Here is a 12,943-nt window from a genome sequence, read left to right as displayed (position 1 = left end):
CCGATCGCCATGGAAGAAGGTCTGCGTTTCGCCATCCGTGAAGGCGGCCGTACCGTCGGCGCCGGCGTGGTTGCGACGATTATCAAGTAAAATAGTAGTTTCGCCAGGCGTTGGGAGTGATCTCCCGGCGCCTGTAGAAAGACCCTCCACCGGGTCTTTCCTCCGAAGGTTCTAGGGGCATAGCTCAATTGGCAGAGCGTCGGTCTCCAAAACCGAAGGTTGGGGGTTCGATTCCCTCTGCCCCTGCCATCTTTCACCCGGTCGCCTGATGGCGACCGGGTCTGGTTGCATCATGTCGAATCCTGGCGTCCAAACCGTAAGCAGCGCTACTGACAAAGTCAAGGTAGCGCTGGCCATCATCGCCTTTCTGGCCGGCATGGTTGGTTTCTATGTGCTGTCGAATCAGCCCATGATCGTGCGTATCGGCGCGATCCTCGTTGGCATTGCGGTGGCTATCGCCCTCGCGATGACGAGCGAGCCGGGCCGGCGATTCCTGGGTTTTGCGCAGGATTCCTACAACGAAGTGCGCCGGGTGGTGTGGCCCAGCCGCAAGGAAACCATCCAGATGACGGCGACGGTGTTCGCCTTCGTCGCCGTGATGGCGATTTTCCTGTGGCTGGCCGACAAGCTCATCGAGTGGGTCCTCTACGGCCAGCTCCTGGGCTGGACCTGATCACTTCACGGAATCCAACATGAGCAAACGCTGGTACGTCGTGCACGTTTATTCCGGGATGGAAAAGAGCGTGCAGAAGGCCCTGACCGAGCGCATCGAGCGCGCGGCCCTGCAGACCGATTTCGGTCGCATCCTCGTGCCCGTCGAGGAAGTCGTTGAAATGCGCAGCGGACAGAAGTCCGTGACGGAACGTCGCTTCTTCCCGGGCTACGTGCTGGTCGAGATGAACCTCACCGACGACACGTGGCACCTGGTGAAGAACACCAACAAGGTCACTGGCTTCATCGGTGGCTCGGGCAACCGCCCTACCCCCATCTCCGAGAAGGAAGTCGAGAAGATTCTTTCGCAGATGGAGCAAGGCGTCGAGAAGCCCCGGCCCAAGGTGCTGTTCGAAGTGGGCGAGATGGTCCGCGTCAAGGAAGGCCCTTTCACCGACTTCAACGGCAACGTCGAAGACGTCAACTACGAGAAAAGCAAGCTGCGCGTCTCCGTCACGATCTTCGGTCGTGCCACGCCGGTCGAGCTGGACTTCGGTCAAGTCGAGAAGACCTGACCCCTACCGTTTCCTGTCGCCCGGCGTTCGCCGGTGCGGCTTTCGCAGTACCCACCCTGGGGAGCCGTCGCGCTTGCGACAGCGCTTGTACCCATTAGGAGCAAAGCATGGCGAAGAAAATCGTCGGCTTCATCAAGCTGCAAGTGCCAGCTGGTAAGGCCAACCCGTCCCCCCCGATCGGCCCGGCGCTCGGTCAGCGCGGCCTGAACATCATGGAATTCTGCAAGGCGTTCAACGCCAAGACGCAGGGCATGGAGCCCGGTCTGCCGATTCCGGTGGTGATCACCGCTTTCGCGGACAAGAGCTTCACCTTCGTGATGAAGACGCCGCCCGCGACCATTCTGATCAAGAAGGCTGCTGGCATCAAGTCGGGTTCGGCCAAGCCGCACCTGGACAAGGTCGGTTCGCTGACGCGTGCCCAGGTCGAGGAAATCGCCAAGACCAAGGAACCCGATCTGACCGCCGCTGATCTGGACGCCGCCGTGCGTACGATCGCTGGCAGCGCCCGCAGCATGGGCATCACGGTGGAGGGCCTGTAATCATGGCAAAACTCGGAAAGCGCGTCACGGCCCTGCGTGCCAAGATCGACCGCACCAAGCTGTATCCCGTCAGCGAAGCGCTGAACCTGGTCAAGGAAACCGCCACCGCCAAGTTCGATGAATCCATCGACGTGGCCGTCCAGCTGGGCATCGACCCCCGCAAGTCCGACCAACTGGTCCGTGGCTCGGTGGTTCTGCCTGCCGGTACCGGCAAGTCCGTTCGCGTCGCCGTGTTCGCCCAGGGCGACAAGGCAAACGCCGCCAAGGAAGCCGGTGCCGACATCGTTGGCATGGAAGACCTGGCTGAGCGCATCAAGGGTGGCCAGATCGACTTCGACGTCGTGATCGCCTCGCCCGACACGATGCGTGTCGTCGGCGCCCTCGGTCAGATCCTCGGCCCCCGTGGCCTGATGCCGAACCCGAAGGTTGGCACCGTGACCCCGGACGTGGCGCAGGCTGTGAAGAACGCCAAGGCCGGTCAGGTCCAGTACCGTACCGACAAGGCCGGCATCATCCACGCCACGATCGGCCGTGCGTCGTTCGGCGTGGAACAGCTGCAAAGCAACCTGTCCGCTCTCGTGGATGCCCTGAACAAGGCGCGTCCGACCACCAGCAAGGGCGTGTACATGCGCAAGCTGGCTGTGTCGTCCACGATGGGCGCGGGCGTTCGCGTGGATCAATCCACGCTGGCCGCCCAGTAAAAGACTTTGGGCCGCACCCGGGTCTTGCGTCCCGGGTGCTGCTGTCAAAGACCGTTGGAGGCCCCCTCCCCCCGGGGTTGAGGCCTTAATCCCGGCACCTGCCGGATCCAACGCAGACGGCGGTCCCAAGAAGATTTCTTTGTCATAAGAACTCGACTTAGGTTCGCCGCATTCGGTCGATGCTCCGGATGCCCTCACGGGCAGTCGCAGCATCCTTAGATGGAGTGTTCAAACCGTGAGTCTCAATCGTCAAGAGAAGGCGGTCGTTGTCGAGGAAGTCGTGGCAAAGGTTGCCAAGGCTCAATCGATCATCGTCGCCGAGTACCGTGGGTTGGACGTCGCCTCCGTCACCGAGCTGCGCAAGAAAGCACGTGAATCGGGCGTGTACCTGCGTGTTCTGAAGAACACGCTGGCTCGCCGCGCCATTGCTGGCACGCCTTTCGAAGGCCTGTCGGATCAACTCGCCGGTCCGCTGATGTATGGCATCAGCAACGACCCGGTGGGCGCCGCCAAGGTGATGGCCGATTTCGCGAAAACCAACGACAAGCTGGTGCTGAAGGCAGGTTCCCTGCCCAACAGCGTGCTGAACCAGGATGGTGTGAAGGCTCTGGCCTCGATGCCGTCTCGTGAAGAACTGCTCTCGAAGCTGCTGGGCACCATGCAGGCTCCGATTGCCACGTTCGTGCGTACGCTCAACGAAGTTCCGACCAAGTTCGTGCGCGGCCTCGCCGCCGTGCGCGACCAGAAGGAAGCGGCCTGATATCAGGCCCACTTCGTCCGACAGCGACACCAAACCTAGTTTTGAATCTATATCCCGGAGTTCTTAGAAAATGGCACTGAACAAAGCTGAAATCCTCGACGCCATCGCTGGCATGACCGTTCTCGAACTGTCCGAGCTGATCAAGGAAATGGAAGAGAAGTTCGGCGTGTCGGCTGCTGCCGCCGCTGTGGCCGTGGCCGCCGCTCCTGGCGCCGCTGCTCCCGCCGCTGAAGAAAAGACCGAATTCGACGTCGTTCTGACCGAAGCCGGCGCCAACAAGGTCAGCGTCATCAAGGTCGTTCGCGAACTGACCGGCCTGGGCCTGAAGGAAGCCAAGGACGCCGTCGACGGCGCCCCGAAGGCCATCAAGGAAGGCGTGTCGAAGGACGACGCCGAAGCCGCGAAGAAGAAGCTGGAAGAAGCCGGCGCCAAGGTCGAAATCAAGTAATTTCGCCGAGGCAAACACCCGGCGGCCGCGCCCTGTGCGGCTGCCGGGTTTTTGTGTTTCTGCAGTGGCTTGCCTGTCGAGCCCCCGCATAAACACAAAAAGATCCGTCATCCCCTTGGGGGCCGCCGCCCGCGGCCCGCGCAACCTGAGTCGGAGTGCTCATGCCCTACTCGTTCACCGAAAAAAAGCGCATCCGCAAGAGCTTCGCCAAACGCGAAGACGTGCAGGACGTTCCTTTTCTGCTGGACACCCAGATCAAGTCCTATCTGGCCTTCCTGCAATCTGACACACCACCGCTCAAGCGCCAGGAAGACGGGCTGCAGGCCGCCTTCACATCCATCTTCCCGATCGTCAGCCACAACCAGATGGCGCGCCTGGAGTTCGTGAGCTATCAGCTCGGCGAACCGGTGTTCGACGTGAAGGAATGTCAGCAACGCGGTCTCACCTTCGCCTCGCCGCTGCGCGCCAAGGTGCGCCTGGTGCTGCTCGATCGCGAAGCGAGCAAGCCGACCGTGAAGGAAATGAAGGAGCAGGAAGTCTACATGGGCGAGATTCCGCTCATGACCGTGACGGGCTCCTTCGTCATCAATGGCACGGAACGTGTCATCGTCTCGCAGCTGCATCGCTCCCCGGGGGTTTTCTTCGAGCATGACCGCGGCAAGACCCACAGCTCGGGCAAGCTGCTGTTCTCGGCCCGCGTGATTCCTTACCGCGGCTCATGGCTGGACTTCGAGTTCGACCCGAAGGACATCCTGTTCTTCCGCGTCGACCGCCGCCGCAAGATGCCGGTGACGATCCTCCTGAAGGCCATCGGCCTCACCAACGAGGACATCCTCTCGCAATACTTCCAGTTCGATACGTTCCAGCTGGAAGCCGAAGGCGCGCGCCTGGCGTTCCTGCCTGAGCGCTGGAAGGGCGAGATGGCCCGCTTCGACATCCACGATCGCCAGGGCAAGCTGATCGTCGAGAAGGACAAGCGCATCAACGCCAAGCACCTGCGCGAGCTGGGCAGCATCGAGCAGATCTCGGTGCCGGAAGACTTCCTGCTGGGCCGCGCACTGGCCAAGAACGTGGTGGATCCGGACACCGGTGAAGTGCTCGCCAACGCCAACGACGAGATCACCGAGTCGCTGACGGCCAAGCTGCGCCAGGCCGGCGTGAAGTCCATCCAGACGCTCTACACGAACGACCTGGATCACGGCCCGTACATCTCGCAGACGCTGCGCACGGACGACACCGTCGACCAGACCGCCGCGCGCGTGGCGATCTACCGCATGATGCGCCCCGGCGAGCCGCCCACCGAAGAAGCCGTCGAAGCCCTCTTCCAGCGCCTGTTCTTCAACCCGGAAGCGTACGATCTGTCGCGCGTGGGCCGGATGAAGGTCAACAGCCGTCTGGGTCGTGGCGACGACATCACGGGCCCGATGACGCTCACGCACGAGGACATCCTCGAGACGATCCGCGTGCTGGTCGAGCTGCGCAACGGCCGTGGCCAGATCGATGACATCGATCACCTGGGCAACCGCCGTGTGCGTTGCGTCGGCGAACTGGCCGAGAACCAGTTCCGCGCCGGCCTCGTGCGCGTCGAACGCGCCGTCAAGGAACGTCTGGGCCAGGCCGAGACGGAAAACCTGATGCCGCACGACCTGATCAACTCCAAGCCGATCTCGGCTGCCATCAAGGAGTTCTTCGGTTCGAGCCAGCTCTCGCAGTTCATGGACCAGACCAACCCGCTGTCGGAGATCACGCACAAGCGTCGCGTCTCCGCACTGGGCCCGGGCGGCCTGACCCGTGAGCGCGCCGGCTTCGAAGTGCGCGACGTGCACCCGACCCACTACGGCCGCGTGTGCCCCATCGAGACCCCGGAAGGCCCGAACATCGGCCTGATCAACTCGATGGCACTGTACGCCCGCCTGAACGAGTACGGCTTCCTCGAGACGCCGTACCGCCGCGTCGTGGACAGCAAGGTCACGGACCAGATCGATTACCTGTCGGCCATCGAAGAGAGCCGCTATGTGATCGCCCAGGCCAACGCCGAGCTTGGCGCCGATGGCGCGTTCGTGGACGACCTGGTTGCCTGCCGTGAAGCGGGCGAAACCATGCTGACCTCCGGCGACAACGTCCAGTACATGGACGTGGCACCCTCGCAGATCGTGTCGGTGGCCGCCTCGCTCATCCCGTTCCTGGAACACGATGACGCGAACCGCGCCCTGATGGGTTCGAACATGCAACGTCAGGCCGTGCCCTGCCTGCGTCCGGAAAAGCCGCTGGTCGGCACCGGCATCGAGCGCACCGTGGCCGTCGACTCCGGCACCACCGTGCAGGCCCTGCGTGGCGGCAAGGTCGACTACGTCGATGCCAACCGGGTCGTGATCCGGGTCAACGACGAGGAAAACGAAGCCGGCCGCGTCGGTGTGGACATCTACAACCTCATCAAGTACACGCGTTCCAACCAGAACACCAACATCAACCAGCGCCCCATCGTGCGCCGGGGTGATCAGGTGGCGCGCGGCGACGTGCTGGCCGACGGCGCATCGACGGACCTGGGCGAACTCGCCCTGGGCCAGAACATGCTCGTCGCCTTCATGCCCTGGAACGGCTACAACTTCGAGGATTCGATCCTCATCTCCGAGCGCGTCGTTGCCGACGATCGCTACACCTCGATCCACATAGAGGAACTGACGGTCGTCGCTCGCGACACCAAGCTCGGCGCGGAAGAAATCACCCGCGACATCAGCAACCTGGCCGAAACCCAGCTCAACCGTCTGGACGAATCCGGCATCGTGTACATCGGCGCCGAAGTGCAGGCCGGCGACACGCTGGTGGGCAAGGTCACGCCCAAGGGCGAGACCCAGCTCACGCCGGAAGAAAAGCTGCTGCGCGCGATCTTCGGCGAGAAGGCGTCGGACGTGAAGGACACCTCGCTGCGCGTGCCCTCGGGCATGACCGGCACGGTGATCGACGTGCACGTGTTCACGCGTGAAGGCATTGAGCGCGACAAGCGCGCCCAGGCCATCATCGACGACGAACTCAAGCGTTATCGCCAGGACCTGAACGACCAGCTGCGCATCGTCGAGAACGACACCTTCGACCGGATCGAGAAGACGCTGGTCGGCAAGATCGTGAACGGCGGCCCGCGCAAGCTCGCCAAGGGCGCGGCGATCACCGCCGAGTACCTGACGGACCTGGACCGCTGGCAGTGGTTCGACATCCGCCTGGCGGACGAAGGCGGTGCCCTGGCGCTCGAACAGGCCAAGGAATCGATCGAAGCCAAGCGTCACCAGTTCGACCTTGCCTACGAAGAAAAGCGCAAGAAGCTCACGCAGGGCGATGAGCTGCCCCCGGGCGTGCTGAAGATGGTCAAGGTGTACCTGGCCGTCAAGCGCCGCCTGCAGCCGGGCGACAAGATGGCCGGTCGCCACGGTAACAAGGGTGTGGTCTCGCGCATCGTCCCGGTCGAGGACATGCCGCACATGGCCGATGGCATCCCCGCCGACATCGTGCTGAACCCGCTGGGCGTACCCTCGCGGATGAACGTCGGTCAGGTGCTGGAAGTCCACTTGGGCTGGGCTGCCAAGGGCGTGGGCCACCGCATCACGGAAATGCTCTCGCAAGAGCGCCGTGTCGAGGTTGCCAAGCTGCGTGCCTACCTCGCGGAGATCTACAATAGCTCGGGCACCCCCGCGCGTCTGGAAGAACTGGACGACGAGGAGCTGATCGAGCTGGCGACGAACCTGAAGAAGGGCATGCCTTTTGCTACGCCGGTGTTCGACGGCGCTGCAGAAGCCGAGATCCGCAAGATGCTGGACCTCGCCTACCCCGATCCGAAGGCCGAAAGCCTGCAGCTCGCGAGCGGCAAGACCCAGGCGCTGCTGTTCGACGGCCGCACGGGCGAGTCCTTCGAGCGCCCCGTCACGGTCGGCTACATGCATATGCTCAAGCTGCACCACTTGGTCGACGACAAGATGCACGCGCGTTCCACCGGCCCGTACTCGCTGGTGACCCAACAGCCGCTGGGCGGCAAGGCCCAGTTCGGCGGTCAGCGTTTCGGGGAAATGGAAGTCTGGGCGCTGGAAGCCTACGGCGCCTCCTACACCCTGCAGGAGATGCTCACGGTCAAGTCCGACGACATCACGGGCCGTACCAAGGTCTACGAGAACATCGTCAAGGGCGACCACGTCATCGACGCCGGCATGCCCGAGTCGTTCAACGTGCTGGTCAAGGAAATCCGCTCCCTTGGCCTGGACATGGATCTCGAACGCACGTAGTTTCCCCCCCCTACGCGCTGACGCGCGCCCCCCAGGGGGCGGTGCTGGCGGACTGGCAGAGCCAGATCCGCGGCACCCTGGGTGGGGTTGGGGTGACGCAGTGAGTAGTACTGGAATCTTTACGGCACGCCGCGCATGGCCGCACGCGCGGCGTGCCGATCGGCCCTGAACGGGCCGCTACATACCGGAGTATGTAAGCTATGAAAGCTTTGCTCGACCTCTTCAAGCAAGTCACGCAGGACGAACAGTTCGACGCCATCCGCGTCGGTCTGGCTTCGCCTGAGAAAGTGCGTTCCTGGTCGTATGGCGAGGTGAAGAAGCCCGAGACGATCAACTACCGCACGTTCAAGCCCGAGCGCGATGGCTTGTTCTGCGCCAAGATCTTCGGGCCCATCAAGGATTACGAGTGCCTGTGCGGCAAGTACAAGCGCCTGAAGCATCGCGGCGTCATCTGCGAGAAGTGCGGCGTTGAAGTCACGCAGGCCAAGGTGCGCCGTGAGCGCATGGGTCACATCGAGCTGGCCAGCCCGGTTGCCCACATCTGGTTCCTGAAGTCCCTGCCCTCCCGTCTGGGCATGGTGCTGGACATGACGCTGCGCGACATCGAGCGCGTCCTGTACTTCGAAGCCTACTGCGTGATCGAACCGGGCATGACGCCGTTGAAGCGCGGCCAGATCATGACGGAAGACGATTTCCTCGCGAAGACCGAGGAATACGGTGACGACTTCCGTGCCCTGATGGGCGCGGAAGCCGTGCGCGAACTGCTGCGCACGATCGACATCGACCGCTCCGTCGAGACGCTGCGCAACGAGCTGCAATCGACCGGCTCGGATGCCAAGATCAAGAAGCTGTCCAAGCGCCTGAAAGTGCTCGAGGGCTTCCAGAAGTCCGGCATCCGTCCGGACTGGATGATCATGGAAGTGCTCCCGGTGCTGCCGCCGGAGCTGCGTCCGCTCGTCCCGCTGGACGGCGGCCGTTTCGCCACGTCCGATCTGAACGACCTGTACCGCCGCGTCATCAACCGCAACAACCGTCTGAAGCGTCTGCTCGAGCTGAAGGCCCCTGAAATCATCGTGCGCAACGAAAAGCGCATGCTGCAGGAAGCCGTCGACTCGCTGCTGGACAACGGTCGTCGCGGCAAGGCGATGACGGGCGCGAACAAGCGTCCGCTGAAGTCGCTCGCCGACATGATCAAGGGCAAGGGCGGTCGTTTCCGTCAGAACCTGCTGGGCAAGCGCGTGGACTACTCGGGCCGTTCGGTCATCGTGGTGGGCCCGCAGCTGAAGCTGCACCAGTGCGGTCTGCCCAAGCTGATGGCGCTCGAGCTCTTCAAGCCCTTCATCTTCAATCGTCTGGAGATGATGGGTCTGGCCACGACCATCAAGCAGGCGCGCAAGCTCGTCGACGGTCACGAGCCCGTGGTGTGGGACATCCTCGAAGAGGTGATCCGCGAGCACCCGGTGATGCTCAACCGCGCACCGACGCTGCACCGCCTCGGCATCCAGGCGTTCGAGCCCGTGCTGATCGAAGGCAAGGCCATCCAGCTGCACCCGCTCGTCTGCGCGGCTTTCAACGCCGACTTCGACGGCGACCAGATGGCTGTCCACGTCCCGCTGTCGCTCGAAGCGCAGATGGAAGCCCGCACGCTGATGCTGGCCTCCAACAACGTGCTCTTCCCGGCCAACGGTGAACCCTCGATCGTCCCGTCGCAGGATATCGTGCTGGGTCTGTACTACACGACCCGCGAGCGCGTGAACGGCAAGGGCGAAGGCATGTTCTTCCAGGACGTGCATGAAGTCCTGCGCGCCTACGAGAACCGCCAGGTCGAACTGCAGACGCGCGTCACCGTGCGCCTGCCGGAGTACACCAAGGACGAGTCCGGCAACTGGATTCCCGAGATCAAGCGCTTCGAGACCACGGTCGGCCGCGCCATCCTCTCCGAGATCCTGCCGCAGGGCCTGCCCTTCTCCGTGCTGAACAAGCCGCTGAAGAAGAAGGAAATCTCGCGCCTGATCAACCTGTCGTTCCGCCGTTGCGGCCTGCGCGACACGGTGATCTTCGCCGACAAGCTGATGCAGTCGGGCTTCCGTCTGGCCACCCGTGGCGGCATCTCGATCAGCATGAACGACATGCTGATCCCGGACGCCAAGGAAGTGATCCTGAACGAAGCCAGCAACGAGGTGAAGGAGATCGACAAGCAGTACTCGTCGGGTCTGGTCACCTCCCAGGAACGCTACAACAACGTGGTGGACATCTGGGGCAAGGCGGGCGATCGCGTGGGCAAGGCGATGATGGAGCAGCTCGCCACCGAGCCGGTCACCGACCGTCACGGCAACGAGACGCGCCAGGAATCGTTCAACTCGATCTACATGATGGCTGACTCGGGCGCCCGCGGTTCGGCCGCCCAGATCCGTCAGCTGGCCGGCATGCGCGGCCTGATGGCCAAGCCGGACGGCTCGATCATCGAGACGCCCATCACGGCAAACTTCCGTGAAGGCCTGAACGTTCTGCAGTACTTCATCTCCACCCACGGTGCCCGTAAGGGTCTGGCGGATACGGCGCTGAAGACCGCGAACTCGGGTTACCTGACGCGTCGTCTGGTGGACGTGACGCAGGATCTGGTCATCATCGAGAACGACTGCGGCACCAAGCAGGGCTTCCCGATGAAGGCGCTGCTCGAGGGTGGTGAAGTCATCGAGCCGCTGCGCGACCGTATCCTGGGTCGTACGCCGACCGCCGACATCGTCAATCCGGAAACGCAGGAAACCGTCATCGAAGCCGGCACCCTCCTCGACGAGGATCTGGTGGACGTGATCGATCGCCTGGGCATCGACGAGATCGTGGTGCGCACGCCGCTCACCTGCGAGACCCGTCATGGTCTGTGCGCGACCTGCTACGGCCGCGACCTGGGCCGTGGCCACACGGTCAACGTCGGCGAAGCCGTCGGCGTGATCGCGGCACAGTCGATCGGTGAACCGGGTACCCAGCTGACCATGCGGACGTTCCACATCGGTGGTGCGGCTTCGCGTGCAGCGCTGGTGTCGGCCATCGAGACCAAGTCCAATGGTACGGCCCGCTTTGCGAGCACGATGCGGTATGTGACGAACTCGCGTGGCGACCAGATCGCGATCTCGCGTTCGGGCGAAATCCTGATCGTTGACGAGAGCGGCCGTGAGCGCGAGCGCCACAAGGTGCCGTACGGTGCCACGCTGCTGGCCGCCGATGGCAGCCCGGTCAAGGCCGGTGCGCAGATCGCCACCTGGGATCCGCTGACCCGTCCGATCATCACCGAGTACGCCGGTACGATCCGCTTCGAGAACATCGAGGAAGGCGTGACCGTGGCTCGCCAGATGGACGAGATCACCGGTCTGTCGACCCTGGTCGCCATCACGCCGAAGACGCGTGGCACGACCAAGCAGACGGTTCGCCCGCAGGTGAAGATCATCAACGAGCAGGGCCAGGAAGTGAAGATCGCCGGGACGGATCATCCCGTGAACATTTCCTTCCCGGTCGGCGCGCTGATCACCGTTCGCGATGCGCAACAGGTTGGCATGGGTGAAGTGCTGGCCCGTATCCCGCAGGAATCGCAGAAGACGCGCGACATCACCGGCGGTCTGCCGCGGGTGGCCGAGCTCTTCGAAGCGCGTTCGCCCAAGGATGCCGGTCTGTTGGCCGAAGTCACGGGTACGGTCGGTTTCGGCAAGGACACCAAGGGCAAGCAACGCCTGGTGATCACGGATTTCGACGGCCAGAGCCACGAATTCCTGATTCCCAAGGAAAAGCAGGTCCTGGTCCACGACGGCCAAGTCGTCAACAAGGGTGAGTTCATCGTCGATGGCCCGGCCGATCCGCACGACATCCTGCGCCTGCAGGGTATCGAGCGCCTGGCCAACTACATCGTCGACGAAGTGCAGGACGTCTATCGTCTGCAAGGCGTGAAGATCAACGACAAGCACATCGAGGTGATCGTTCGCCAGATGTTGCGTCGTGTGCAGATCGTCGACGCCGGCGACACGTCCTTCATCCCGGGCGAACAGGTCGAGCGTTCCGAAATGCTCAACGAGAACGATCGCATGCATGCCGAGAACAAGCGTCCGGCGACGTATGAGAACGTGCTCCTGGGTATCACGAAGGCCTCGCTGTCGACGGATTCGTTCATCTCCGCGGCTTCCTTCCAGGAAACCACCCGCGTGCTGACCGAAGCCGCCATCATGGGCAAGCGCGACGATCTGCGTGGCTTGAAGGAAAACGTCATCGTCGGTCGCCTCATCCCGGCCGGTACGGGTATGGCGTACCACGACGCCCGCAAGGACAAGGAAACGTTCGAGCACGCTCAGCGTGCGGCGGCGCAGGCCGAGGCCAATCCGTTCATGGATCCGGTCACGGTCGACGCCCCGGCGGACGACAGCACGGGCGAGGCGCCTTCGAGCGACACGCCGGCCGCTGGCGACACCGGTTCGAACGACTGACGCCTGCCGTCCAGCCCGCCGCAAGGTGGGCGGCGTCTGCGCCCCGGGGAGAAGTCCCCGGGGCGCTTTTTTTCCGCCGGGCCGTGCCGTTCACGACGCCCCAGGCAGGCATTGGGATTGCACCCGGACAAATTCACGGAAGACAGCGCGCGTACGTGCCCTCCCCTGTGGATAACCCGTCCCGGACACGGTAAAATCGAGGTTTAAGGGCCACGCATTCGATGGAAAAATTCTGGCAAGCCTGCGTCCATCAGCTGGAGCAGGAAATCCCTCCCCAACAGATCAGCGCGTGGATCCGCCCGCTGACGCCGCTCGCCTTCGATGAAGACGAGTCTGTGCTGCGGGTGGGGGCGCCGAATCGCTTCAAGCTCGACTGGGCCCGCAGCAATTTCTCCAGCCGGATCGCGTCCATCGCCGCGGCGTGGTTCGAGCGGCCGGTGACGGTACGCTTCGAGCTCGACCCCGCCGTGGCGGCGAGCCGGCCCGCGCCGCCTGCGCGCGCGCCAGAGCCACCCCGCACCCCGGCAGGCGG

Annotated in this window: 10 protein-coding genes and 1 tRNA gene; all 11 read left to right on the top strand. The window is 63.4% G+C overall.

The annotated features are described in order from the left end of the window. Window positions 1–90: EF-Tu C-terminal domain-related protein (locus tag IMZ29_RS21195; RefSeq protein ID WP_503660848.1), on the top strand; the 90-nt coding region annotated here is incomplete at its 5' end. Window positions 91–173: 83 nt separating this feature from the next. Beyond that, a tRNA-Trp gene (locus IMZ29_RS21190) sits at window positions 174–249 on the top strand. A gap of 43 nt (window positions 250–292) precedes the next feature. Continuing rightward, window positions 293–673 carry a preprotein translocase subunit SecE gene (gene secE, locus IMZ29_RS21185; protein WP_216188078.1) on the top strand — a complete coding sequence of 127 codons (381 nt, stop codon included), beginning with the start codon at window positions 293–295 and terminating at the stop codon, window positions 671–673. Between the two features lie 19 nt (window positions 674–692). Further along, window positions 693–1,226: a transcription termination/antitermination protein NusG gene (nusG, locus tag IMZ29_RS21180; RefSeq protein WP_216188076.1), complete on the top strand. Its 534-nt coding sequence runs from the start codon at window positions 693–695 to the stop codon at window positions 1,224–1,226. Window positions 1,227–1,333: 107 nt separating this feature from the next. Next, entirely contained in the window at window positions 1,334–1,765 is a 432-nt protein-coding gene (rplK, locus tag IMZ29_RS21175; RefSeq protein WP_216188074.1) for a 50S ribosomal protein L11, read from the top strand. A gap of 2 nt (window positions 1,766–1,767) precedes the next feature. Next, complete coding sequence (gene rplA, locus IMZ29_RS21170) at window positions 1,768–2,466, top strand: 50S ribosomal protein L1 (RefSeq protein ID WP_216188072.1); 699 nt, start codon at window positions 1,768–1,770, stop codon at window positions 2,464–2,466. A gap of 235 nt (window positions 2,467–2,701) precedes the next feature. Beyond that, window positions 2,702–3,226: a 50S ribosomal protein L10 gene (gene rplJ, locus IMZ29_RS21165; protein ID WP_216188070.1), complete on the top strand. Its 525-nt coding sequence runs from the start codon at window positions 2,702–2,704 to the stop codon at window positions 3,224–3,226. A gap of 70 nt (window positions 3,227–3,296) precedes the next feature. Next, window positions 3,297–3,674, top strand: a complete 378-nt coding sequence (gene rplL / locus IMZ29_RS21160; RefSeq protein ID WP_216188068.1) for a 50S ribosomal protein L7/L12 — start codon at window positions 3,297–3,299, stop codon at window positions 3,672–3,674. Window positions 3,675–3,835: 161 nt separating this feature from the next. Further along, window positions 3,836–7,942 (top strand): DNA-directed RNA polymerase subunit beta, encoded by a 4,107-nt coding sequence (rpoB, locus tag IMZ29_RS21155; RefSeq protein WP_216188058.1) that lies wholly within the window; start codon window positions 3,836–3,838, stop codon window positions 7,940–7,942. A 200-nt stretch (window positions 7,943–8,142) separates the two neighbouring features. After that, on the top strand, window positions 8,143–12,411 hold the full coding sequence (gene rpoC, locus IMZ29_RS21150; protein ID WP_216188055.1) for a DNA-directed RNA polymerase subunit beta': 4,269 nt from the start codon (window positions 8,143–8,145) through the stop codon (window positions 12,409–12,411). A gap of 221 nt (window positions 12,412–12,632) precedes the next feature. Continuing rightward, window positions 12,633–12,943: DnaA N-terminal domain-containing protein (locus IMZ29_RS21145; protein WP_305852526.1), on the top strand; the 311-nt coding region annotated here is incomplete at its 3' end.

This window comes from Verticiella alkaliphila (assembly GCF_018904615.1).
Lineage (GTDB): Bacteria > Pseudomonadota > Gammaproteobacteria > Burkholderiales > Burkholderiaceae_B > Verticiella > Verticiella alkaliphila.
This window is presented reverse-complemented; position numbering and strand designations above follow the sequence as displayed.

Coding starts and splice junctions, on each gene's coding strand:
- secE (WP_216188078.1), top strand. CDS start 293: ATGTCGAATCCTGGCGTCCAAACCGTAAGCAGCGCTACTGACAAAGTC.
- nusG (WP_216188076.1), top strand. CDS start 693: ATGAGCAAACGCTGGTACGTCGTGCACGTTTATTCCGGGATGGAAAAG.
- rplK (WP_216188074.1), top strand. CDS start 1,334: ATGGCGAAGAAAATCGTCGGCTTCATCAAGCTGCAAGTGCCAGCTGGT.
- rplA (WP_216188072.1), top strand. CDS start 1,768: ATGGCAAAACTCGGAAAGCGCGTCACGGCCCTGCGTGCCAAGATCGAC.
- rplL (WP_216188068.1), top strand. CDS start 3,297: ATGGCACTGAACAAAGCTGAAATCCTCGACGCCATCGCTGGCATGACC.
- rpoB (WP_216188058.1), top strand. CDS start 3,836: ATGCCCTACTCGTTCACCGAAAAAAAGCGCATCCGCAAGAGCTTCGCC.
- rpoC (WP_216188055.1), top strand. CDS start 8,143: ATGAAAGCTTTGCTCGACCTCTTCAAGCAAGTCACGCAGGACGAACAG.